Genomic DNA, 23,955 nt, shown 5'->3' with positions numbered 1-23,955 from the left:
GCGATGAAATGGACCGATTCGCGTGAAATAGCCATTGCGCTGGCGGACAAGCACCCGGACATCGACCCGCAGCGGATCAACTTCGTCGACCTGCGCCAGTGGGTGCTCGAACTCGACGGCTTCGACGACGATCCGGCGCACTCGGGCGAGAAGATCCTCGAAGCGATCCAGGCACACTGGATCGACGAATCGGACTTCGACGACGAAGACTGACCGACGGGCACCGCGTGCGCCGCATGGGCGCGCACGGCGCAATGAAAAAAACGGCTCCTGAGCGATTGCTCACGAGCCGTTTTCGTTTTCAGGCCGCTTGCCTGCGCACGACATGCGGGCAGGGGGCGCTGATACGATCAGGCGATTACGCGCCGACCAGCGTGCCGTTCTCGATCCGCACGCGTTGGCCCTGGCCGAACGGCGGCGGGTTGTGGTACGTGAACGTGCGCGTCGCGCCGTTCTCCATCTGCACTTGCACCTGATAGTCGGTTTCCGCGCGCACCTGCTTCTCGACCTGGTTGCCGGCCAGACCGCCGCCCAGCGCGCCGATGATCGTCATCGCGGTGCGGCCGTTGCCATGCCCGAACTGGTTGCCGAGCAGGCCGCCGGCTGCAGCGCCGCCCACGGCGCCGATCCCCGAGCTCTGGCCCGGCGTGCGCGTCTGCGAGATCGCGACGACCGTGCCGCAGGTCTGGCAGTAGCTCTGGGCCGGCGTCGACGGCTGCTGTGCGTATTGCGGAGGCTGCGGCGCCGTCGCGTGACGGCGATGCGGCGCGGCCGGACGCGGCGCGGGCTTCGGTTCAGCCTGCGCGATGGCGGCCTTCTGCTCGGCAGCCTTTTGCTGCGCGGCGGCCTGTTCGGCTGCCTGCTGCTGGGCTTGCGCGGCCAGCGCAGCGCTGGCGGCCGCGGCCGTATCGACGGCCGGCTGCGATGCGATCAGCGCGGCCTGGGTCTGGCCGTTCTGTGCGTTGTTGCTGTTGGCCTTCGGGAAGATGCCCGTGATCGCTGCCGTCGCCGCGAGGCTGGCGACGATGACGGCGCCGGCTGCGGTGGCGATGAGCGGGTGGAGGCGTTGCTTTTGCGGCGTGGTCTGATTCTGGCTGTCCATTTTTTTCTCCGGTGTCGATCCGGGTCGGCACTGCGGGCCGGACCGGATCCCACGCTCGGGAGCGAGCAGACCTGGCGTTCCTGCGCCTGGTTCTGGTCCCGTGGTCATGCGTGGTGACGCAACAGGAGTGTCATCCACCGGCGCGCGGCGCACCGTATCAAGGTGTAACGAATTGCAGCGGGGCGCACGCGTTCATGGCAGGGAAAACCCGCAGAAGGCCGGCGCGGCGAGGGAATAAAACGGGGGAGGATCGAAAGCCGGCGAATGCCGGCTGGCGGGACTTACGCGTCGTTACAAAGCTGACGCGTGCGCGCCGCGGGGCGCGGCGCACACGCGGGTGCGGCGATCAGTCTTCGCGGCGCAGGTGGGGGAACAGCAGCACGTCGCGGATCGTCGGGCTGTCGGTCAGCAACATCACCAGACGGTCGATGCCGATCCCGCAGCCGCCGGTCGGAGGCATCCCGTATTCGAGCGCGCGGATGTAGTCGGCGTCGAAGAACATCGCTTCCTCGTCACCCGCATCCTTCTGCTCGACCTGCTTCTTGAAGCGCGCGGCCTGGTCTTCCGGATCGTTCAGCTCCGAGAAGCCGTTCGCGATCTCGCGGCCGGTCATGAACAGCTCGAAACGCTCGGTGATGCCCGGCACCGTATCCGATGCACGTGCGAGCGGCGACACCTCGACCGGGTAGTCGATGATGAACGTCGGCTCCCACAGTTGCGCTTCGGCCGTTTCCTCGAACAGCGCGAGCTGCAGCGCGCCGATGCCTGCGTTCAGGAACGCCGGCTGCGACACGTCGACGCCGAAGCGCTTCAGTTCGGTGCGCAGGAACGCGTCGTCCGACAACTGGCCGTCGGTGTAGTCCGGCGCGTACTTCTGGATGGCCTGCGTGATCGTCAGGCGATGGAACGGCTTCGCGAGGTCGAGCTCGCGGCCCTGGTACTGGATCGTCGCGGTGCCGAGCGCATCGATGGCCGCCTGGCGGATCAGTTGCTCGGTGAAGTCCATCAGCCAGCGGTAGTCGGTGTACGCGGCGTAGAACTCCATCATCGTGAATTCCGGGTTGTGACGCGGCGACACGCCTTCGTTCCGGAAGTTACGGTTGATCTCGAACACGCGTTCGAAGCCGCCGACGATCAGGCGCTTCAGGTACAGCTCCGGCGCGATGCGCAGGAACATCTGCATGTCGAGCGCATTGTGATGCGTGACGAACGGCTTTGCTGCCGCGCCGCCCGGGATCGGGTGCAGCATCGGCGTCTCGACTTCCATGAACTCGGCGTTGTCCATGAACTTGCGGATCGACGCGATCGTCTTCGTGCGGGCGCGGAACGTGTCGCGCGTTTCCGGCGTGACGATCAGGTCGACGTAGCGCTGGCGGTAGCGCATTTCCTGGTCGGACAGGCCGTGGAACTTGTCCGGCAGCGGACGCAGCGCCTTCGACAGCAGGCGCAGCTCCTTGCACTGGACCGACAGCTCGCCCTTGTTGGTGCGGAACAGCACGCCGCGCGCGGCAACGATGTCGCCGAGGTCCCACTTCTTGAATGCGTCGTAGGTTTCGGCGCCGACGTCGTTGGGCGTCACGAAGAACTGGATCTGGCCCGAACCGTCCTGCACCGTCGCGAAGCTCGCCTTGCCCATCACGCGCTTGAGCATCATGCGGCCGGCGACCGACACCTCGACCGGGTTCGCTTCGAGCGCGGCCTTGTCCGAGTCGGCGAATTTCGCCTGCAGGTCGGCTGCGTGGTGCTCGGGCCGGAAATCGTTCGGGTAGGCGACGCCTTGCTCGCGCAGGGCGCGCAGCTTCTCGCGGCGCTCGGCGATGATCTGGTTTTCGTCCGCCGTGACGGCGGGCTGCGTTTGGGTCGGTTCGGTCATGATGGTCGGAATTCGGAGTGGGTGCGGCAACGCAAACGGGAAGGGCGGCGCGGGCCAGGCCGCGCCGCGGCGCTTACACGCCCTGTTTGAGGCTCGCGCTGATGAAGTCGTCGAGATCGCCGTCGAGCACCGCACGCGTGTTGCTCATTTCGACGTTCGTACGCAGGTCCTTCACGCGGCTCTGGTCGAGCACGTACGAGCGGATCTGGTGGCCCCAGCCCACATCGGTCTTGCTCGATTCGAGCTTGTCCTGTTCGGCCTGGCGCTTGCGCATCTCGACTTCGTACAGGCGCGACTTCAGCATCGCCATCGCTTCGGCACGGTTGCGGTGCTGCGAGCGGTCGTTCTGGCACTGCACGACGATACCGGTCGGCATGTGCGTGATCCGCACCGCGGAGTCGGTCTTGTTGATGTGCTGGCCACCCGCGCCCGATGCGCGGTACGTGTCGATGCGCAGGTCGGCCGGGTTGATCTCGACTTCGATCGAGTCGTCGATTTCCGGATAGACGAACACCGACGAGAACGACGTGTGGCGGCCGCCCGACGAGTCGAACGGCGACTTGCGCACGAGGCGGTGGATGCCCGTCTCGGTCCGCAGGAAGCCGTACGCGTATTCGCCCGTGACCTTGACCGTCGCGTTCTTGATGCCGGCGACGTCGCCGTCGGACTCTTCGAGCACCTCGGCCTTGAAGCCCTTGCGCTCGCAGTAGCGCAGGTACTGGCGCAGCAGCATCGATGCCCAGTCGCACGCCTCGGTGCCGCCGGCGCCGGCCTGGATGTCGATGAAGCAGTTGTTCGGGTCGGCGGGGTTCGAGAACATCCGGCGGAACTCGATGTCGCCGACGCGCGCCTCGAGCTTCGCGGCGTCTTCTTCCGACGCGAGGAGCGTGTCCTCGTCACCTTCCTCGCGGGCCAGCTCGAACAGGTCGAGCGCGTCGCGCAGGTCGCCGTCGAGCGCGGTGAGCGTCGTGACGACGCCTTCGAGCAGCTTCTTCTCGCGACCGAGCGCCTGGGCGTTCTTCGAATCGTTCCAGACGTTCGGGTCTTCGAGTTCCTTGTTGACTTCGGTCAGACGCGCAGCTTTGGCGTCGTAGTCAAAGATACCCCCGAAGCTCGCCCGCGCGGTTGCGCAGGTCGAGCAGGGAGCTTTCGATCGCGTTGAGACGTTCCGCTTCCATGATCGTTCGCTATTCTTGCTTCGTAAAAAAGCGGAATTATAGCCGATCGGCAAACTTACCCGGTGACGCAAACGGTGCGCGCAGACGTGTCGCGGCCCCGTCCGGCGCGGCGTGCATGCACGGGCGCGCACGGCAGCGGGCCGTGCGGCCTGCGCTCAGCCTGCCGCGTGCTCGACGATCAGTTGGACGCGCGTGACGCCGTTCCAGGTGTCGGCGACGAGCCGGTACGCGACCAGCGCGCTCTCGGGCAGCGGTTCGGTGTGGTTGAACCAGATCGCATTGAAGCGCTGGCGGCCGCGTGCGAGCTGCAGTTTCAGGTGCTTCTCCTTCACGAGCGACTGCGACACGACGTCGAATTCGCCCGAGAAAAGCGGGGCCGGAAAGCCTTGCCCCCACACGGCTTCGTCGAGCAGGCCGACGAACTGCGGCGTGAAGTACGCGTCCTCGAGCTCGCCGTCGGTCTCGATCACGCGGGCGAGCGCGTCGTCGGACAGCCATTCGCGCGCGACGGCCTCGAACGCGGCCGCGAAGCGCGGCACGTTCTCGGTGTCGAGCGTGAGGCCGGCCGCCATCGCGTGGCCGCCGAATGCGACGATCAGGTCCGGTTCGCGCTTCGACACGAGGTCGAGTGCGTCGCGCAGGTGGAAGCCGGCGATCGACCGGCCCGATCCCTTGACCCGCTTGCCTTCTTCGTCGGCGTGCGCGAACGTGAACGACGGACGGTGGAATTTTTCCTTGAGCCGGCCGGCGACGATGCCGATCACGCCCTGGTGCCACTCGGGGTTGAAGAGCGTGATCGTGCACGCGTCGGCCGGGTCGACGTCGGCGAGATCGGCGAGCGCCTGCTGCTGCATGCCGGCCTCGATCTCGCGGCGCTCGCGGTTCATCACGTCGAGCTGCTGTGCGAGGTCCCACGCGCGGCCGATGTCGTCGGTGATCAGGCACTCGATGCCGAGCGACATGTCGGACAGCCGTCCGGCGGCGTTCAGGCGCGGGCCGAGGCCGAAGCCGAGGTCGAAGCCCGACGCGGTGCGCGCTTCGCGCGCGGCGGCGCGGAACAGTGCGGCGACGCCCGGCTGCATGCGGCCGTTGCGGATGCGCTGCAGCCCCTGTGCGACGAGCACGCGGTTGTTGCCGTCGAGCCGCACGACGTCGGCGACGGTGCCGAGCGCGACGAGGTCGAGCAGCCCGTCGAGGCGCGGCTCGGCTTCCTTGCTCGCGAACACGCCGCGGCGGCGTAGTTCGGCGCGCAGCGCGAGCAGCACGTAGAACATCACGCCGACGCCGGCGAGGTGCTTGCTCGGGAACGCGCAGCCGGGCTGGTTCGGGTTGACGATCGCGCGGGCGGCGGGCAGCGCGTCGCCGGGCAGGTGGTGGTCGGTCACGAGCACGTCGATGCCGCGTGCGTTCGCGGCTTCGACGCCCGCGACGCTCGCGATCCCGTTGTCGACGGTGATCAGCAGGTCGGGCTTGCGCGCGGCCGCGAGCTCGACGATCTCGGGCGTGAGCCCGTAGCCGTATTCGAAGCGGTTCGGCACCAGGTAGTCGATCTGCGCGCCGAACATCCGCAGGCCGCGCACCGCGACCGCGCACGCGGTCGCGCCGTCGCAGTCGTAGTCGGCGACGACGAGCAGGCGCCGCTTGTCGGCGATCGCGTCGGCGAGCAGCGACGCCGCATCGGCGCAGCCCTTCAGCTCGGTGGGCGGGACGAGACGCGTGAGCGCGGTCTCGATGTCGGCGGGCGACTGCACGCCGCGCGACGCGTACAGGCGCGCGAGGACGGGGTGCAGGCCGTGGCGCGCGAGCACTTCGGCGTCGGTGGGTGCGACGGGGCGGGTAACGATCCGGGTCATACGTGCGGGCGGGTTATTCGAACAGGGAGGCAAGCGCGCGGCGGCGCCAGAACTTGCGCAGGTCGCCGCGCGTCGCGTGCAGCGTCACGGAACTCGTGTCGCCGCACAGCGTGACAGCGACGCTCGACAGTGCGCCGTTCTGCAGCGCGGCGAGCGCGGGCGCGAACCAGTCGCGCTCCAGCGCGGCGAGGCCGTCGTGCCAGCGCGCCCAGTCCTGCTCGATGAACGGGGTGGTCAGCGTCGGCAGCTCGACGAGCGTCGCGCCGTCGACGGCCGCCAGCGCGCCGAACGTCGCGGGCGTGCTGCCGGCTTCGGTCTGTGCGGCGCGCGCGAGGCCCCGCGCGGCGGGCGATGCGGACAGCACGCGCGCGAACGGCTTGCCGACCGGCTTCAGCGTGCCTTGCGCATGGAACCAGATTGAATTGACGGCCGGCAGCCCGCGCGCTTCGCGGGCTTCGTTGACCGGGTGCTGGAACCACGCCATCTGCACCTCGTTCTGCAGCTTCATCCACATCCGCGAGCGTTCGCCGGTGTGGGCCTCGTGCGGCAGCCAGATCTCGATGTTGCGGCCGCTCGCGCGCAGCGGCGCGGCGCCGGCGAGGCGTGCGAGCTGGTCGCTCGACAGGTACCAGCGTGCCGGATTCGGCGCTTCGAGCCGCACGCCGAGCTCCTCGATCAGCGGGCGTGCAACCGCGAGCAGCGCGGCCGCGTCGCCGTCGTCGAGCGCGAGGGCGGCCGGATCGACGAGCACCAGGTGATCGTGCGCGATTTCGACGTGCACGGGCTCGACGCATGCCCACGCGTGCGGGCCGGGGTCTCCGCCGTCCGCCAGCAGCATGTAGGGCGCGAGCGGCGCCTCGTCCGCGGCGTTGCCCTGCGTCGCGCCGAACTGGCGGGCCAGCCAGCGTTCGTGCGGCAGTGTGCGCTGGAAGTCCTCGCCGGCCACGCGCTCGACGAGGCTGGCGCGGGCGAGCAACTTTTCGAGCGCGGGGCTGTCCAGCGTGTGCAGGGACGAGGCCGCATCGGCCGCCGACGGCAGCGCGAACGGAACGAGAAAATGGAGGCGTCGGTCGTGCATGATGGTGCGCATTGTATGGCAAACTGCGCGCGTGATCGGGCCGGCCGACGGCCCGTTCGCGTCCGGCGGCCGTTTTTCGACCGTGCCCGGGCCGATGGCCGCCGCCGGGCGGCGGGCCGGCCGCGGGGCGCCTGTCCGCCGTAACCAGCAGAAAGGATTCGCTTGAAACTTCCGTACGAATGGCAGATCGGCTGGCGCTACACGCGCGCCGGCAAACGCACGACCGGCAACGGTTTCATTTCCTTCATCGCGCTCGTGTCGATGCTCGGGATCGCACTCGGCGTCGCGGCGCTGATCGTCGTGCTGTCGGTGATGAACGGCTTCCAGAAGGAAGTGCGCGATCGCATGCTGTCGGTGCTCGCGCACGTCGAGGTGTTCTCGCCGACGGGCTCGATGCCCGACTGGCAGCTGACCGCGCAGGAAGCGCGCCGCAACCCGTCGGTGGTCGGCGCGGCGCCGTACGTCGACGCGCAGGCGCTGCTCACGCGCCAGGACGCGGTGAGCGGCGTGATGCTGCGTGGCGTCGAGCCGACGCTCGAGCCGCAGGTGTCCGACATCGGCAAGGACATGAAGGCCGGCCAGCTCGGCGCGCTCGTGCCGGGCCAGTTCGGCATCGTGCTCGGCGATGCGCTCGCCGGCAACCTCGGCGTGACGGTCGGCGACAAGGTCACGCTCGTCGCGCCCGAAGGCTCGATCACGCCGGCCGGCATGATGCCGCGCCTGAAGCAGTTCACGGTCGTCGGCGTGTTCGAATCGGGTCACTACGAATACGACAGCACGCTCGCGATGATCAACATCCGCGACGCCGAGGCGCTGTTCCGGATGAGCGCGCCGACCGGCGTGCGGCTGCGGCTCACCGACATGCAGAAGGCGCCGCAAGTCGCGGTCGAGCTGTCGCATACACTGTCGGGCAGCCTGTACATCCGCGACTGGACCCAGCAGAACAAGACCTGGTTCTCGGCCGTGCAGATCGAGAAGCGGATGATGTTCATCATCCTCACGCTGATCATCGCGGTGGCCGCGTTCAATCTCGTGTCGTCGCTCGTGATGACGGTGACCAACAAGCAGGCCGACATCGCAATCCTGCGCACGCTCGGCGCGCAGCCGGGGTCGATCATGAAGATCTTCGTCGTGCAGGGCGTGACGATCGGCTTCGTCGGCACCGCGTCCGGCGTCGCGCTCGGCTGCCTGATCGCGTGGAGCATCCCGTGGCTGATCCCGATGATCGAGCACCTGTTCGGCGTGCAGTTCCTGCCGCCGTCGGTGTACTTCATCAGCGAGCTGCCGTCCGAACTCGTCGCGAGCGACGTGATCCGGATCGGGCTGATCGCGTTCGCGCTGTCGGCCGTCGCGACGCTCTATCCGAGCTGGCGCGGCGCGAAGGTGAAGCCGGCGGAGGCGCTCCGCTATGAATGACCGCGCGGCCGCATTCGCGGATTCACGACAACAACACAACAGACAGGATTCGGCAGGTATGCAGGAATACGTGCTTCAGGCGCGCGGGATCACGAAGGCGTTCGTGCAGGGCGGCTTCAACGTGCAGGTGCTCAACAACACCGAGCTGACGGTGCGGCGCGGCGAGAAGCTCGCGGTCGTCGGCGCGTCGGGTTCCGGCAAGAGCACGCTGCTGCACGTGCTCGGCGGGCTCGACGAGCCGAGCGCAGGCGAGGTGTCGCTGCTCGGCAAGCCGTTTACGCAACTCGCCGAGCGCGAGCGCAACGAGTTGCGCAACCGCGCGCTCGGTTTCGTCTACCAGTTCCATCACCTGCTGCCCGAATTCACGGCGCTCGACAACGTCGCGATGCCGCTGCGCATCCGCCGGATGACGACCGAGGACGCGCGCGAGCAGGCGCAGGCGATGCTCGAGCGCGTCGGTCTCGGCCCGCGCGCGAAGCATCGGCCGGGCGAGCTGTCGGGCGGCGAGCGGCAGCGCGTCGCGATCGCGCGTGCGCTGGTCACGAAGCCCGCGTGCGTGCTCGCCGACGAGCCGACCGGCAACCTCGACGGTACGACGGCCGACACGGTGTTCAACCTGATGCTCGAACTGTCCGAGACGCTCGAAACGAGCTTCGTGATCGTCACGCACGATCCCGATCTCGCCGCGCGCTGCGACCGCATCATGCGGCTGCGCGACGGCGTGCTGCACGAGGAGCCGGCGCTGCCGGTGTAAGAAGCGAACGCGTTCGGGCTGCGGCCGGGTTCGCCCCGGTGCGGCGCAAGGGCGCAGGACTGCCGCCATGTGGATCGACACGCACTGCCATCTCGATGCTGCCGAGTTCGACGCCGACCGCGACGCGGTCGCGCATGCGGCGCGCGCGGCCGGCGTGTCGCGCATCGTGATCCCGAGCATCGGGCGCGACAACTTCACGACGGTGCGCGAACTCGCGCAACGCACGCCAGGCGCGGTCTATGCGCTCGGCATCCACCCGATGTATACGCCGCAGGCACGCGACGAGGATCTCGACCGGCTGCGCATGGAGATCGAGGCGAGCCTCGACGATCCGCGCTTCGTCGCGATCGGCGAGATCGGCCTCGACTACTTCGTGCCGGGGCTCGACGAAGGCCGGCAGCAATTCTTCTACCAGGGACAGCTCAAGCTGGCGCGCGAATTCGACCTGCCCGTGCTGTGCCACGTGCGCAAGTCGCAGGACCGCGTGCTCGCCGGGCTGCGCCGTGTCGGCGTGCGGCGCGGCATCGCGCATGCATTCAACGGCAGTTTCCAGCAGGCCGACGCGTATCTCGCGCAGGGGCTGCATCTCGGCTTCGGCGGCAACGTGACGTTCGCGCGCGCGCTGCAGATTCGCCGGCTCGCTGCGGAGTTGCCGCTCGACGCGCTCGTCGTCGAGACCGACGCACCCGACATCGCGCCCGAATGGGCGTACAAGTCCCGCAACACGCCCGACCAGGTGCCGCGCATCGGCGACGTGCTCGCCGAATTGCGCGGGCTCGATGCCGACACAGTGTCCCTATGCACTTCGGCTAACGCGCTCGCCGCGCTGCCGCGACTCGCACTTTCGTCCGCATAATCGTTGCCGGAAGGTGCCGCATTCGTCATCGCGGCGCCGGGTCGACGAGGAGGCGCGATGCGCGTGGGGTGGATCGCGTTCGCGCTCGGCGTCGTCGTGCTGCAGCGGCAGGCGGCGTTGCCGGGTGCGATCGCATGGACGATCGGGGCAACCGTGCTCGCCGGCTGCGCGGCGCTGGGTGCGTGGTGCAGGTGCGGCCGGCGCAAGCGCACGACGACCGCACTCGGATGGGTGCTGTGCGCGCTCGCGGCCGGCGTCGCGGGGTTCGGCTATGCCGCTGCCCGGGCCGAATGGCGGTTGAGCGACCGCTTGCCGGCGGAATGGGAAGGGCGCGACATCGTCGTCACCGGCGTGATCAGGGGGCTGCCGGTCGTCGACGACACCGGCGCGCGCCTGCTGTTCGCGGTCGAGTCGAACGATGCGGGGCTGGCCCGTTTCCCGCCGTTGATCCGGTTGTCGTGGCGCGCGTATGGCGCAGCTGCGACACGCGATGCGCTTCCTGATCTGCGTGCCGCACAGCGCTGGCGCTTCGTCGTGCGCCTGAAGCGCCCGCATGCGGAGGCCAATCCCGGTGTGCGCGACAGCGAGGCCGCGTGGCTCGCCGCGGGCGTCCGTGCGATCGGCTATGTCAGCGCGCCGCGGCGGGCGGCATTGCTCGATGCGCGCACCTCGGGATGGCGCGCGACGATCGATCGGCTGCGCGATACGTTGCGGACGCGCATCGGCGAGACGCTCGGTATCGATGCCGCGCATCGCGGCATCGTCGCCGCACTGGCGATCGGCGACCAGTCGGGCATCGGCGACGACGACTGGCGCGTCCTGCGCAACACCGGCACGAGCCACCTGGTCGCGATTTCCGGCTTGCATGTCGGACTGGTCGGCGCGATCGCGGGCGGGCTCGTGTCGATGGTCTGGCGCCGGCTGCGCTGGCGCGCGCGGGCCGCGACGCTCGTGTTGCCCGCGCCGTACGCGGCCGCGCTTGCCGCCCTGGCGGCCGCGGCCGGCTATGCGGCGCTCGCCGGTTTCAACGTGCCGGCGCAGCGCGCGTGGTGGATGATTGCGGGCGGCGGCATCGCGTATCTGGCCGGACGCAGCGTGCCGACCTCAGCGGTGCTGTGCGCGGCGCTCGGCGGCGTGCTGCTCGCCGATCCGTGGGCCGTGCTGTCGGCCGGGTTCTGGCTGTCGTTCGGCGCGGTCGCCGTGATCCTGCTGGCCGTCGCCGGCTGGCGCGCGGTGCGAGAGGCGGACGCGGAAGGCGACGAGGACGGCGGCGCGGCCGGCCTGTCGAGCTGGTTGCGCGCGTGGGGCATGCGCGCCGGCCGCCGCATTGCCGAAGCCACACGCGTGCAGTACGCGGTGACGATCGGCCTCGCGCCGCTCACGGCCGCATGGTTCGCGCAGATTTCGCTGTCGGGCCCGTTCGGCAATGCGTTCGCGATTCCGTGGGTCAGCTCGGTCGTGACGCCGGTCGTGCTGGCCGGCATCGCGTTGCCCGCACCGTTCGATGCCCTTGCGTTCCGGCTCGCCCACGCGGCGCTCGGCCCGATGATGACGTTGCTCGGACACCTCGCCGACTGGCCGGCCGGCGTGTTCTGGCTGCGCATGCCGGACTGGCCGGTGCTCGCGCTGGCCTGCGTGGGTGTCGTGTGGGCGTTGATGCCGCGCGGCTGGCCGTTGCGCTGGGCGGCGCCGCTCACGTGGCTGCCGCTTGTCGCGCCGGCGCCTGACGCGCCGCCGCCGGGCGGTTTCCGGCTGACCGTGCTCGACGTCGGGCAGGGCGCTTCGGTGCTGGTCGAAACCGCACGCCGAACGCTGCTGTTCGACGCGGGGCCGGGCGCGGAATCGACCCATGCCGGTGCGCGGATCGTTGCGCCGGTGCTGCGCGCGCGCGGCATCGCGACGATCGATTCGCTCGTGCTCAGCCACGCGGACGCCGATCATGCGGGCGGCGCACCGGCCGTCTATGCGGCGGCCGACGTGCGCCAGCTGCTGGCCGGCATTGCGCCGCGGCACCGGCTGTGGCGCGATGCGCAGGCGGCCGGCGTGGCCGATCGGCTGCCTTGTGCGGCCGGGCAGCGGTGGACCTGGGACGGTGTCGTCTTCACGATGCTGTGGCCGCCGGGCGGGGTGGGCACGGGTTCGTCGAACGGGCAATCGTGTGTGCTGCGCATCGACGCGGGCGGTACGTCGGCACTGCTGACGGGTGACATCGAGGCCGCCGCCGAGCGTCGGCTGGTGGCCGATGCGCGCGATGCGCTGGCCGCGCAGATACTGGTCGTGGCGCACCACGGCAGCCGCACGTCGTCGGTCGAGCCTTTCCTCGATTCGGTCGGGCCGCGCGTCGCGGTATTTCCTGTAGGCTATCGCAATCGTTTCGGTCATCCGCACCGGAGCGTCCTCGCCCGCTACGAGGCGCGCGGGATTCCGCTGCCGCGCACCGATCGCGACGGCGCCATACGGTTCGACGTCGCGCCGGCCGATGGCCGGTTCGCATTCGGGCGTTATCGCGACGAGCGGCGCCGGTACTGGATGGACCGGTGAGCGCGGCGACGGCCGCCGTATCGGCAAAGCACACCCGGGGCCGGCGGAACGTGCCGAAGCACGGTCCCGGCAGAACCAGGAGACATCGGCGTTTGAAGGACATCCTCCACTTCTCGCATGCGAACGGCTTCCCGGCGTCGACGTACCGGACGATCTTCGCCGAACTGGCCGACGACTACGAGCTGCGCTACATCGAGCGGATCGGCCACGACCGCCGCTACCCGGTGACGCGCGACTGGCCGCACCTCGTCGAGCAGCTGCTCGACGACATCGGCAGCCGCTACGAGCGCCCGGTGTGGCTCGTCGGCCATTCGCTCGGCGGCTACCTGTCGCTGATGGCCGCGCTGAAGAAGCCGCAATGGGTGCGCGGCGTCGTGATGATCGATTCGCCGATCATCGCGGGCTGGCGTGCCGGCGCGTTGCGCGCGAGCCAGTGGGCAGGGCTCGACGAGCGGCTGTCGCCGGCCGCCGCGACGCGCAACCGGCGCACGCGCTGGGTGAGCCGCGACGAAGTCTGGCGGCACTTCCGCGAGAAGCCGGCGTTCGCGCGCTGGGACGAACGGATGCTGGCCGACTACATCGACTACGGGATTCCGCAGGCCGGCGCCGACGGCGAGCGGGCGCTCGCGTTCGACCGGCAGGTCGAGTACCTGATCTACCGGACGCTGCCGCACACGCTCGGCCCGCGGCTCGCGCACGGCGCGCCGGTGCCGCTCGGCTTCCTCGCCGGCACGCGTTCGCGCGAGGTGCGGCAGGTCGGGCTCGATGCGACGCGGCGGGCGGCGCGCGGCCGTGTCGAATGGCTGGAAGGCAGTCACCTGTTCCCGATGGAACGGCCGCTCGAGACGGCCCGCGCATTGCAGCGGATGCTGAATTCGCTGAAGGCGGAGGAGGGCGGCGCGTCGCAGGGCGGCGTTGCGCTCGCGAAGCGCGCCTGACACGCCGCGCGGTCACCCGGCCGTACGCCGGCGCAGCCGCCGCGCGCCGACCGGCCGCACCGGTTCGCCCCGGCGCGCACGGTCGGCGCGGGGCGGCGCGAAAGGGCGCGATCATCACGCCAATTGCTGAGAGAAGGGCGGGCTTTACGGTATAATCCGTTTTTCCCGCGAGCATCCAGCGATGACCAAATATGTTTTCGTCACCGGCGGCGTAGTTTCTTCCCTTGGCAAGGGTATTGCCGCCGCTTCCCTCGCCGCGATCCTTGAATCGCGCGGTCTGAAAGTCACCCTCCTCAAACTCGATCCGTACATCAACGTCGACCCCGGCACGATGAGCCCGTTCCAGCACGGCGAAGTGTTCGTGACGGAAGACGGAGCGGAGACCGACCTCGACCTCGGCCACTATGAGCGCTTCATCAGCACGAAGATGCGCAAGGCCAACAACTTCACGACCGGCCAGATCTACGAATCGGTGATCCGCAAGGAACGCCGCGGCGACTATCTCGGCAAGACCGTGCAGGTCATCCCGCACATCACGAACGAAATCCAGGCGTTCATCGAGCGCGGGGCCGCGTCGGCCACCTGCGGCGAGCCGGACGTCGCGATCGTCGAGATCGGCGGCACGGTCGGCGACATCGAGTCGCTGCCGTTCCTCGAGGCGGCGCGCCAGATGAGCCTGCGGCTCGGCCGCAACAGCGCGTGCTTCGTGCACCTGACGCTGGTGCCGTACGTCGCGACGGCCGGCGAGCTGAAGACGAAGCCGACCCAGCACAGCGTGCAGAAGCTGCGCGAGATCGGCATCCTGCCGCACGTGCTGCTGTGCCGTGCGGACCGCCGCATCCCCGACGACGAATCGAAGAAGATCTCGATGTTCTCGAACGTGCCGGAAGACGCCGTGATCTCGGTGTGGGACGCCGACAGCATCTACAAGATCCCGCAGATGCTGCACGACCAGGGCCTCGACCGCATCATTTGCGAGGAACTGAAGCTGTCGCCGAAGGACGCCGACCTGAGCATGTGGTCGGCGCTCGTCGAGAAGCTCGAGAACCCGAAGCAGGAAGTGACGATCGGTATGGTCGGCAAGTACGTCGACCTGACCGAGTCGTACAAGTCGCTGATCGAGGCGCTGCGCCACGCATCGCTGCACACGTCGACCAAGGTCAACATCGAGTACATCGACTCGGAAGAGATCGAGGCGAACGGTGTCGACAGCCTGAAGCATCTCGACGCCGTGCTGGTGCCGGGCGGTTTCGGCCGTCGCGGCACGGAAGGCAAGATCAAGGCGATCCAGTACGCCCGTGAAGCGAAGGTGCCGTATCTCGGCATTTGCCTCGGCATGCAGCTCGCGGTGATCGAATTCGCGCGCGACGTCGTCGGCCTGAAGCAGGCGAACAGCACGGAATTCGAGCCGGACACGCCGGAACGCGTGGTCGCGCTGATCACCGAGTGGTACGACCGCGACGGCAAGGTCGAGACGCGCACCGAGGAATCCGACCTCGGCGGCACGATGCGCCTCGGTTCGCAGCGCTGCCCGATCAAGCCGGGCACGATGGCGGAAGAAATCTACGGCAAGGACGTGAACGAGCGCCATCGCCACCGTTATGAAGTCAATAACCGCTTCGTGCCCCAGCTCGAAGCCGGCGGCCTTATCATCAGCGCCCGTACCCCGAGCGAGGATCTGCCGGAAATGATGGAGCTGCCGCGCTCGATGCACCCGTGGTTCGTCGGTGTCCAGTTCCACCCGGAATTCACGTCCACGCCGCGTGACGGTCATCCCCTCTTCAAGTCGTTCGTCGAAGCCGCGCTCGCCAACAAGCAAGCGCGCGGAGTGTAAAGCATGAAGCTGTGCGATTTCGAGGTCGGTCTCGACAAGCCTTTCTTCCTGATCGCGGGTACCTGCGTCGTCGAATCGGAGCAAATGACGATCGACACGGCGGGCCGCCTGAAGGAGATCTGCGAGAAGCTGAACGTTCCGTTCATCTACAAGTCGTCCTACGACAAGGCGAACCGCAGCTCGGGCAAGTCGTTCCGCGGCCTCGGAATGGACGAAGGCCTGCGGATCCTGTCCGAGGTGAAGCGCCAGCTCGGCCTGCCGGTGCTGACCGACGTGCATTCGATCGACGAGATCGAGCAGGTCGCGTCGGTCGTCGACGTGCTGCAGACGCCGGCGTTCCTGTGCCGCCAGACCGACTTCATCCACGCGTGCGCGCGCTCGGGCAAGCCCGTCAACATCAAGAAGGGCCAGTTTCTCGCGCCGCACGACATGAAGAACGTGATCGACAAGGCGCGCGACGCGGCACGTGAGGCGGGGCTGTCGGAAGACCGCTTCATGGCGTGCGAGCGCGGCGTCTCGTTCGGCTACAACAATCTCGTGTCGGACATGCGCTCGCTCGCGATCATGCGCGAGACGAACGCGCCGGTCGTGTTCGACGCGACCCACTCGGTGCAGCTGCCGGGCGGGCAGGGCACGAGCTCGGGCGGCCAGCGCGAATTCGTGCCGGTGCTCGCGCGTGCGGCGGTCGCGACGGGCGTCGCGGGCCTCTTCATGGAAACGCACCCGAATCCCGCGGAAGCGAAGTCGGACGGCCCGAACGCGGTGCCGCTGAACCGGATGGGTGCGCTGCTGGAGACGCTCGTCACGCTCGACCAGGCGGTGAAGCGCAATCCGTTCCTGGAAAACGATTTCAATTAAAGATCGAATGAACCTTGCGACGGCTTCGCGCGTCTGTAGCGAAAGCGGTTCCGGCGCGCACGCCGTCGCAGTTTGAAGAATCCATCGTCATTCTCAGAGGAAACCCATGAGTGCAATCGTAGATATCATCGGCCGCGAGATTCTGGATTCGCGCGGCAACCCCACCGTCGAATGCGACGTGCTGCTCGAATCGGGCACGATGGGCCGCGCGGCGGTGCCGTCGGGCGCGTCCACCGGCTCGCGTGAAGCGATCGAACTGCGCGACGGCGAAGCCGGCCGCTACAACGGCAAGGGCGTGCTGAAGGCGGTCGAGCACATCAACACCGAAATCTCCGAAGCCATCATGGGCCTCGACGCGTCGGAACAGGCGTTCCTCGACAAGACGCTGCTCGAGCTGGACGGCACCGACAACAAGTCGCGCCTGGGCGCGAACGCGATGCTGGCCGTGTCGATGGCCGTCGCGAAGGCGGCTGCCGAAGAGGCAGGCCTGCCGCTGTACCGCTACTTCGGCGGTTCGGGTGCGATGCAACTGCCGGTGCCGATGATGAACATCGTCAACGGCGGCGCGCACGCGAACAACAGCCTCGACATCCAGGAATTCATGATCGTCCCGGTCAGCCAGCCGACGTTCCGTGAAGCCCTGCGTTGCGGCGCGGAAGTGTTCCACGCGCTGAAGAAGATCCTGAGCGACCGCGGCATGAGCACGGCAGTCGGCGACGAAGGCGGTTTCGCACCGAACTTCGGCAGCAACGACGAGTGCCTGTCGACGATCCTGCAGGCGATCGAGAAGGCCGGCTACCGTGCGGGCGAAGACGTGCTGCTCGCGCTCGACTGCGCGGCATCCGAGTTCTACCACGACGGCAAGTACCAGCTCGCGGGCGAAGGCCTGCAACTGTCGTCGGCCGAATTCACCGACTACCTCGCGACGCTCGCCGACAAGTTCCCGATCGTGTCGATCGAGGACGGCATGCACGAAAGCGACTGGGAAGGCTGGAAGCTGCTGACCGACCGCCTCGGCAAGAAGGTGCAGCTGGTCGGCGACGACCTGTTCGTCACGAACACGCGCATCCTGAAGGAAGGCATCGAGAAGGGCATTGCGAACTCGATCCTCATCAAGATCAACCAGATTGGTACGCTGACCGAAACGTTCGCGGCGATCGAAATGGCGAAGCGCGCGGGCTACACGGCCGTGATCTCGCACCGTTCGGGCGAAACGGAAGATTCGACGATCGCCGACATCGCGGTCGGCCTGAACGCCGGCCAGATCAAGACGGGTTCGCTGTCGCGCAGCGACCGCATCTCGAAGTACAACCAGTTGCTGCGCATCGAGGAAGATCTCGGCGACATCGCAAGCTACCCCGGTAAATCGGCTTTCTATAACCTGCGCTAACGCGCTACTATCGGGTTCGTCATATCGACGCCGCTCTGTGCATGTGCGCGGAGCGGCGCTTCTTATATCTGCGTCTCTTACATGCGGCTTGTCACTGTCGTCCTGATTGCCTTGCTGGCGCTCATTCAGTACCCCCTATGGTGGGGACACGGCGGCTGGCTGCGGGTGCATGAATTGCGTCAGCAGCTCGACGACCAGCTCCAGAAGAATGCGGACGAGAAGCTGCGCAACGAGCGCACTGCAGGCGAAGTGCAGGATCTGCAGAGCGGCACCGCGGCCATCGAAGAGCGTGCGCGCTACGAGATGGGCATGGTGAAGGACGGCGAAGTATTCGTGCAGTTCGTGTCGCCGAATGCACCTGCAGGGCCGCTGAACAACACGCCGTCGAACACGTCGACGCGCGGTACCGTCTCCGCGGCGCCGGTGCGTGTCGTGCCGAATCCGCAGTCGATCGCGAAGCCGTCGCGGCATCATGGCGGCGATAAGGGCAAGGCCGCGCATCACTGATCGCGATACGTCGGACCCATTGAAAAAGCGCGGGAAATGCCGCGCTTTTTTATTTCCTGCCAGTCGTCAATCGATCGACCGCTTACCACCACCAGCCCGGGTAGCCGTAGCTGACACCCGTTCCCCAGCGATTTCCCCATCCGCCGTAATAGCCGCCGTAGACCGTCACGGGCGGCGGCGAGTAGTACGCCCATGCACGCGCGGCTGCCTCGGCCGCGATGGCGCTGTTCTGCTCGCGCAGGACCTGCTGGTCGATTTCGTCGTAGCGCTTGCGTTCGGCGCTCGACAGCGCGGGCGGCTTACCGCTCGACGCGCCCGGCTCGGGCAGGCGGCTCAGGATCGTGGAAGTCGGCGGCGGCATCGCGCAGCCGGCGAGCGCGAGCGTGCTGGCGGCGACGCTCGTCAGGATGAGGGTACGAAACGGGCGGAGGCGATTCATGTGTATCTCCTGCAGCGCGCCGACGGCGGGAAGCGGCGTGCGCCGAAGGCCGGGCCTCCGGCGCCTGAGCCGTGCGTGCGGCGCTCGTGCGTCATTATGCGCCCGTGCCCGGATGGCAGGCACGAGCACGCCGCTCAGTGACGCTGGTCGGTTGCCGGCGCGATGCCGGTTTCGACGCCGGGCGCCGCGAACAGCTGCGCGACGTCGACGGGATCGAATTCGTAGCGCTGGTTGCAGAACTCGCAGTGGATCTCGACGTGGCCGCGTTCGACGATCACGCTGTCGACTTCTTCGCGACCGAGCATGCGCAGCATCGCGCCGACCTTCTCGCGCGAGCACGAGCACTGGAAGCGCGTGCCGGCCGGTTCGAAGTGCTGCACGTTTTCCTGCCAGAACAGCCGGCGGAACACGACTTCCGGTTCGACCTCGAGCAGTTCCTTCGCCGACAGCGTGCCGCCGAGCGTGCAGACGCGCTCCCACGTGTCGATATCGGTTTCGGCGTTGCGCGGCACGATGCCGCCGTCGCCCGGCAGCTTCTGCAGCAGCATGCCGACCGCGCGATCGCGATCGGCCGCGAGCCACAGCCGCGTGTCGAGCTGCTCCGAGTGGTGCATGTAGTGCTCGAGCACCTGCGACACCGATTCGAGCGGGCCGTCGACGCCGTTCAGCGGCACGATGCCCTGGTACGGCTGCTGGCCCGGCAGCTTGTCGGCCGGGTCGAGCGTGATCACGCAACGGCCGTGGCCGCTCGCGTTGACGAGCGACGCGAAGCGCGTGTCGTCGCCGATCGTCTGCGCCGCGTCGCCGGCGAATTTCGCGGTGGCCCGCATCGACAGATCCGAACCGCACTGGACGACCAGCATCTGGACCGGCCCGTCGCCGAAGATCTGCATGATCAGGGTGCCGTGAAATTTCAGGTTCGCGGACAGCAGCGCGCACGCGGCCATCATCTCGCCGAGCACCGTGCGCACCGGGGCAGGGTAGTCGCGGCGGGCGAGCACTTCCTGCCACGTATTGCGCAGCGAAACGATCTCGCCGCGCACGGGCGCCGCATTGAACATGAATTTCTGTAACTGGTCGCTCACTCTTCTTCCTTGAAATCCGTGCGAATCACCCGATCCGCACGAGTTGCTCCTTGAAATGCGCACGCCGCTCGACATACGTCTTCGCGTTTGCGCGCAGCCGCGCGATGTCTTCCGCCGACAGCTCGCGCACGACCTTCGCCGGCGCGCCGAGAATCAGCGAGTTGTCCGGGAACGTCTTGCCTTCCGTCACGACCGCGCCGGCACCAACCAGACAGTTGCGGCCGATGACCGCTCCATTCAAGACCACCGCCTGAATCCCGATCAGCGAATCCTCGCCGATCGTGCAGCCATGCAGCATCGCCTGGTGCCCGATCGTCACGTTTTCGGCAATCGTCAGCGGAAAGCCCGGGTCCGTATGCAGGACCGCGCCTTCCTGGACATTGCTACCCGCGCCGACGGTGATCGTTTCGTTGTCGCCGCGAATCGTCGCGCCGAACCATACGCTCGCGTTCTCCTCGAGCACGACCTTGCCGATGATGGCCGCCGTATCGGCGACGAATACGCTTTCGTGGATCGTCGGGGCCGTATCGCCCAGCTTGTAGATCGTCACGGAGTCTCCTTGTCTCTTCGGTGATGGGCGCCGGTAGAATGGCGCGTCCGGTTTGCCCGGCGCATGGCGCCGCGGAACAATCGCATATTGTAAACCGTCGCGTGCAACTGCTCCCGCGACGCGCACGCAGGGTGTCCCCGTTTATGAGCATGGCGTCTTTTTCCATCGGCAATGCGCCGGCCTGTATGCGCGGCGCGGCGCTCGACGCGCTGCGCGTGTCCGAACCCGCGGCCAAGGCCGCGCAGGTGCGCGCGCTGCACGAGGCGTTGCGGGCCGGGCAGGCCACGATCATGCCGTCGCTCGCGCTGCCCGAACCGGCCGATCTGCCCGGGCACCCGGCGCGGCCGCCGCTGGTCGAGCCGCGCCAGCTCCAGCGGCGCAGCATGCGTTCGCCCGAAGGGCGCGCCGTGCTGCTGCACGCGCTCGCCCATATCGAGTTCAACGCGATCAACCTGGCGCTCGACGCAGTCTGGCGTTTCGCCGGCATGCCGGACGCGTTCTATGCGGACTGGCTGAAGGTCGCGGCCGAGGAGGCCTATCACTTCACGCTGCTGTCGGACCGTCTCGCGGCATTCGGGCACGCGTACGGCGATTTTCCCGCGCACAACGGGCTGTGGGAGATGTGCGAGCGGACCAAGCGCGATGTGCTGGCGCGCATGGCGCTCGTGCCGCGCACGCTGGAGGCGCGCGGGCTCGACGCGTCGCCGCCGATCCGCGCACGGCTCCTGCAGGCGGGCGACGACGCGTCGGCTGCGATCCTCGACGTGATCCTGCGCGACGAGATCGGCCATGTCGCGATCGGCAACCGCTGGTTCCGGCATCTGTGCGACGCAGCCGGCCGCGATCCGGTGCCGACCTACCGGCAGCTTGCGGAGCAGTACCATGCGCCGCGGCTGCGCGGCCCGTTCAACTTCGATGCACGGCGCGACGCCGGCTTCGAGCAGGCCGAACTCGACGCACTGGCCGCGCAGGACGCGGCGAACGCGGCGGAGGGTAACGCCGCGCATTAGCCGGATCGCGTCCGGCCGTGTCCGGTCGGCCGCCCGGCGGCCCGCGCACGCGGCCCGTGGGGATTCCCGGCCGGCCTTCGAATGCCCGCGCCGCTAGAGCGGAGCCTCGATTGCCGGCCGCCGGAACGGGGGCGTCGCCGCTATAATCGAACGACCATTCTTTTTTTTGGCGGCTGCAATGAGTGCCTCGAGTTCTGTTTCCGATTTCGTCACGGTGCGCGGCGTCCAGCTGCATGTGCGGCGCTGGGGCCGGCCCGATGCGCCGATGCTGTTCATGCTGCACGGCTGGATGGACGTCGCGGCGTCGTTCCAGTTCGTCGTCGATGCGCTCGCGGGCGACTGGCAGGTGATCGCGCCCGATGCGCGCGGCTTCGGGCTGTCCGACTGGCCGGTCGCGCGGCAGGGCGGCGGCCACTACTGGTTCCACGAATACCTCGGCGACCTCGATGCGCTCGTCGACCACTATGCGCCGGGCGGCGAAGTCAACCTGGTCGGCCACAGCATGGGCGCGAACGTCGTGTGCCTGTACGCCGGCGCACGGCCGGAGCGCGTGCGGCGCGTGGTCGACCTCGAAGGCTTCGGGCTCGCGCCCGCGCGTGCCGAGCAGGCGCCGCGCCGGTTGCGCGGCTGGCTGGACGAACTGCGCGAGCCGCCCGCGCTGCGGCCGTACGCGTCCCTCGACGACGTGGCGGCGCGCCTGATCAAGACCAATCCGCGGCTCGCACCGCGCCGTGCCGCGTTTCTCGCCGAGCACTGGTCGAAGCGCGGCGACGACGGCCTTTACCACCTGCTGGCCGACCCGGCGCACAAGATGCCGGGCCCGCTGCTGTACCGGCTCGATGAAGTGATGGCCACCTGGAAGCAGGTGCGGGCGAAGGTGCTGCATGTCGAAGCCGTCAATTCGCCGACGCTCGCGCACATCGCCGGCGACATTCCGCTGCCCGAATTCAAGGCGCGCTTCGACGCGTTCCCCGACTGGCGCGAAAAGCTCGTCGAGGATGCCGGCCACATGGTGCATCACGACCAGCCCGAGCAGGTCGCGGCGCTGATCGAGGCGTTCTGCGCGTAGGCGCGCGACGCCGGCGGCAGGGCAGGCGGGCGGCGCAATTGCCGCATTGCAGTAGAATGAAGCCTTACCTGCCATGCCTACGATGAACGCCGATCTCCACTGCCATTCCAATGTTTCCGACGGGTTGCTGCCGCCTGCCGACGTCGCGCGCCGCGCGCATGCGGGCGGCGTGACCCTGTGGGCGCTGACCGACCACGATGAAATCGGCGGCCAGGCAGCGGCACGCAGCGAGGCGGAAGCGCTCGGCATGCGCTACCTGAGCGGCGTCGAGATTTCGGTCACGTGGGCGTCGCGCACCGTGCACATCGTCGGCCTGAACATCGATCCCGCGAACCCGGCGCTGGTCGACGGCCTGTACCGCACGCGCCACGGCCGCGCGGCGCGCGCGGTGGCGATCGGCGAGCAGCTTGCGACGCTCGGCATTCCCGGCGCGTACGACGGCGCGCTGAAGTACGTGTCGAATCCCGACCTGATCTCGCGCACGCATTTCGCGCGCTTTCTCGTCGAGAACGGCCACGCCGAATCGACGTCCGACGTGTTCGACCGCCTGCTCGGCGACGGCAAGCCCGGCTTCGTCCCGCATCGCTGGGCGTCGCTGTCCGACGCGGTCGGCTGGATCCGCGCGGCGGGCGGCGAAGCCGTGGTCGCGCATCCGGGCCGCTACCGCTACACGCCGGTCGAATTCGACGCGTTCTTCGGCGAGTTCATCGATCTGGGCGGCCGCGCGATCGAAGTCATCACGGGCAGTCATACGCCCGACCAGTACCGCGAATACGCGGACGTTGCGCGCCGCTTCGGCTTCGAAGTGTCGCGCGGCTCGGATTTCCATGCGCCGGGCGAGGGCCGCGTCGAGCTCGGCAGCCTGCCGCCGTTGCCGTCCGACCTCACGCCGGTCTGGGAACGCTGGCTCTGACGCCGGGCGGCCGACCGCCGCCCGTGCCGCCGCCGTGCGTTGCCGATTCCTCCCCCTTTACGTGCCCCCATGTCCCAGTTCTTCAGGATTCATCCGGATAATCCGCAGCCGCGCCTGATCAAGCAGGCCGTGGAGATCGTCAGCAAGGGCGGCGTGATCGCGATGCCGACCGATTCGAGCTATGCGCTCGCGTGCCATCTCGACGACAAGGATGCGGTCGAGCGCGTGCGCCGGATTCGCGGCCTCGACGAGAAGCAGCACCTGTCGCTGCTCGTGCGCGACCTGTCGGAGCTCGCGAACTTCGCGATGGTCGACAACCGCCAGTACCGGCAGATCAAGTCGGTGACGCCGGGCCCCTACGTATTCATCCTGCAGGCGACGAAGGAAGTGCCGCGCCGGCTGTCGCACCCGTCGCGCAAGACGATCGGGCTGCGCGTGCCCGACCATGCGATCACGCTCGCGCTGCTGGAATCGCTCGGCCAGCCGCTGCTCGGCACGACGCTGATCCTGCCGCCGGACGACGAGCCGCTCAACGATCCCGAGGAAATCCGCACGCGGCTCGAGAAGCAGGTCGACCTCGTGATCGACGGCGGCGCGTGCCCGCGCGAACCGTCGACGGTGATCGACCTGACCGGCGACGAGCCGGAGCTCGTGCGCGCGGGGCGCGGCGCGCTGGAACCGTTCGGCCTCTCGGCCGCCTGAGCGGGCCGT

At 68.3% G+C, this 23,955-nt stretch carries 22 protein-coding genes; 14 read left to right on the top strand and 8 right to left on the bottom strand.

Annotated elements, in window-relative coordinates:
- Nucleotides 1-3: 3 nt before the first annotated feature.
- Nucleotides 4-213 (top strand): Fe-S cluster assembly protein IscX, encoded by a 210-nt coding sequence (gene iscX, locus DIE03_RS27715; protein WP_059583326.1) that lies wholly within the window; start codon nt 4-6, stop codon nt 211-213.
- Between the two features lie 145 nt (nt 214-358).
- On the opposite strand, the gene DIE03_RS27710 is transcribed toward iscX, so the two are convergent.
- The 5 genes from DIE03_RS27710 to DIE03_RS27690 all read right to left on the bottom strand — a co-directional run bounded on the left by DIE03_RS27710 (nt 359) and on the right by DIE03_RS27690 (nt 7,084).
- Nucleotides 359-1,102, bottom strand: coding sequence for a glycine zipper 2TM domain-containing protein (locus DIE03_RS27710; RefSeq protein ID WP_124455449.1), 744 nt, complete (start codon nt 1,100-1,102; stop codon nt 359-361).
- A gap of 346 nt (nt 1,103-1,448) precedes the next feature.
- On the bottom strand, nt 1,449-2,975 hold the full coding sequence (lysS, locus tag DIE03_RS27705; protein ID WP_043190322.1) for a lysine--tRNA ligase: 1,527 nt from the start codon (nt 2,973-2,975) through the stop codon (nt 1,449-1,451).
- Between the two features lie 73 nt (nt 2,976-3,048).
- A protein-coding gene (gene prfB / locus DIE03_RS27700) for a peptide chain release factor 2 (protein WP_124455448.1) occupies nt 3,049-4,153 on the bottom strand; the annotation gives its coding sequence in 2 pieces (ribosomal slippage) (nt 3,049-4,071 and nt 4,073-4,153; 1,104 coding nt in all).
- A 155-nt stretch (nt 4,154-4,308) separates the two neighbouring features.
- Complete coding sequence (recJ, locus tag DIE03_RS27695; RefSeq protein ID WP_124455447.1) at nt 4,309-6,006, bottom strand: single-stranded-DNA-specific exonuclease RecJ; 1,698 nt, start codon at nt 6,004-6,006, stop codon at nt 4,309-4,311.
- A 13-nt stretch (nt 6,007-6,019) separates the two neighbouring features.
- Nucleotides 6,020-7,084, bottom strand: coding sequence for a regulator (locus DIE03_RS27690; protein ID WP_124455446.1), 1,065 nt, complete (start codon nt 7,082-7,084; stop codon nt 6,020-6,022).
- A 162-nt stretch (nt 7,085-7,246) separates the two neighbouring features.
- On the opposite strand from DIE03_RS27690, the gene DIE03_RS27685 reads away from it, so the two are divergent.
- The 9 genes from DIE03_RS27685 (at nt 7,247) to ftsB (ending at nt 18,178) form a co-directional block, all read left to right on the top strand.
- The gene (locus DIE03_RS27685; protein WP_069744837.1) at nt 7,247-8,500 is read left to right on the top strand and encodes a lipoprotein-releasing ABC transporter permease subunit; all 1,254 of its coding nucleotides are present in this window, start codon (nt 7,247-7,249) and stop codon (nt 8,498-8,500) included.
- A gap of 58 nt (nt 8,501-8,558) precedes the next feature.
- Nucleotides 8,559-9,254, top strand: a complete 696-nt coding sequence (gene lolD / locus DIE03_RS27680) for a lipoprotein-releasing ABC transporter ATP-binding protein LolD (RefSeq protein ID WP_034174517.1) — start codon at nt 8,559-8,561, stop codon at nt 9,252-9,254.
- Between the two features lie 67 nt (nt 9,255-9,321).
- Nucleotides 9,322-10,110: a TatD family hydrolase gene (locus tag DIE03_RS27675; protein WP_124455445.1), complete on the top strand. Its 789-nt coding sequence runs from the start codon at nt 9,322-9,324 to the stop codon at nt 10,108-10,110.
- 57 nt (nt 10,111-10,167) lie between these two features.
- Entirely contained in the window at nt 10,168-12,651 is a 2,484-nt protein-coding gene (locus DIE03_RS27670; RefSeq protein ID WP_124455444.1) for a DNA internalization-related competence protein ComEC/Rec2, read from the top strand.
- A 92-nt stretch (nt 12,652-12,743) separates the two neighbouring features.
- Nucleotides 12,744-13,589, top strand: a complete 846-nt coding sequence (locus DIE03_RS27665; protein ID WP_124455443.1) for an alpha/beta fold hydrolase — start codon at nt 12,744-12,746, stop codon at nt 13,587-13,589.
- Nucleotides 13,590-13,770: 181 nt separating this feature from the next.
- A complete protein-coding gene (locus DIE03_RS27660) occupies nt 13,771-15,423 on the top strand; it encodes a CTP synthase (RefSeq protein ID WP_124455442.1) in 1,653 nt (550 codons plus the stop codon).
- 3 nt (nt 15,424-15,426) lie between these two features.
- Complete coding sequence (gene kdsA, locus DIE03_RS27655; protein WP_047898480.1) at nt 15,427-16,281, top strand: 3-deoxy-8-phosphooctulonate synthase; 855 nt, start codon at nt 15,427-15,429, stop codon at nt 16,279-16,281.
- A gap of 106 nt (nt 16,282-16,387) precedes the next feature.
- Nucleotides 16,388-17,671: a phosphopyruvate hydratase gene (gene eno, locus DIE03_RS27650; protein ID WP_011352544.1), complete on the top strand. Its 1,284-nt coding sequence runs from the start codon at nt 16,388-16,390 to the stop codon at nt 17,669-17,671.
- 81 nt (nt 17,672-17,752) lie between these two features.
- Entirely contained in the window at nt 17,753-18,178 is a 426-nt protein-coding gene (gene ftsB, locus DIE03_RS27645; protein WP_027784847.1) for a cell division protein FtsB, read from the top strand.
- Between the two features lie 82 nt (nt 18,179-18,260).
- On the opposite strand, the gene DIE03_RS27640 is transcribed toward ftsB, so the two are convergent.
- The 3 genes from DIE03_RS27640 to DIE03_RS27630 form a co-directional block, all read right to left on the bottom strand.
- The gene (locus tag DIE03_RS27640; protein WP_124455441.1) at nt 18,261-18,617 is read right to left on the bottom strand and encodes a hypothetical protein; all 357 of its coding nucleotides are present in this window, start codon (nt 18,615-18,617) and stop codon (nt 18,261-18,263) included.
- Nucleotides 18,618-18,751: 134 nt separating this feature from the next.
- Nucleotides 18,752-19,702 (bottom strand): Hsp33 family molecular chaperone HslO, encoded by a 951-nt coding sequence (gene hslO / locus DIE03_RS27635; RefSeq protein WP_124455440.1) that lies wholly within the window; start codon nt 19,700-19,702, stop codon nt 18,752-18,754.
- A 25-nt stretch (nt 19,703-19,727) separates the two neighbouring features.
- Entirely contained in the window at nt 19,728-20,252 is a 525-nt protein-coding gene (locus DIE03_RS27630; RefSeq protein WP_124455439.1) for a gamma carbonic anhydrase family protein, read from the bottom strand.
- Nucleotides 20,253-20,395: 143 nt separating this feature from the next.
- Here DIE03_RS27630 and DIE03_RS27625 point away from each other — a divergent pair, with 143 nt between their 5' ends.
- The 4 genes from DIE03_RS27625 to DIE03_RS27610 all read left to right on the top strand — a co-directional run bounded on the left by DIE03_RS27625 (nt 20,396) and on the right by DIE03_RS27610 (nt 23,946).
- Nucleotides 20,396-21,262: a ferritin-like domain-containing protein gene (locus tag DIE03_RS27625; RefSeq protein ID WP_124455438.1), complete on the top strand. Its 867-nt coding sequence runs from the start codon at nt 20,396-20,398 to the stop codon at nt 21,260-21,262.
- Nucleotides 21,263-21,440: 178 nt separating this feature from the next.
- A complete protein-coding gene (locus DIE03_RS27620; protein WP_124455437.1) occupies nt 21,441-22,331 on the top strand; it encodes an alpha/beta fold hydrolase in 891 nt (296 codons plus the stop codon).
- Nucleotides 22,332-22,413: 82 nt separating this feature from the next.
- Nucleotides 22,414-23,244, top strand: a complete 831-nt coding sequence (locus tag DIE03_RS27615) for a 3',5'-nucleoside bisphosphate phosphatase (RefSeq protein ID WP_185658232.1) — start codon at nt 22,414-22,416, stop codon at nt 23,242-23,244.
- A gap of 69 nt (nt 23,245-23,313) precedes the next feature.
- A complete protein-coding gene (locus DIE03_RS27610; protein WP_069744852.1) occupies nt 23,314-23,946 on the top strand; it encodes an L-threonylcarbamoyladenylate synthase in 633 nt (210 codons plus the stop codon).
- Nucleotides 23,947-23,955: the final 9 nt, after the last annotated feature.

It is taken from the genome of Burkholderia sp. Bp8992 (assembly GCF_003853705.1).
Lineage (GTDB): Bacteria > Pseudomonadota > Gammaproteobacteria > Burkholderiales > Burkholderiaceae > Burkholderia.
The sequence above is the reverse complement of the archived record's forward strand: the minus strand, read 5'-3'. Positions and strand labels throughout refer to the sequence as shown.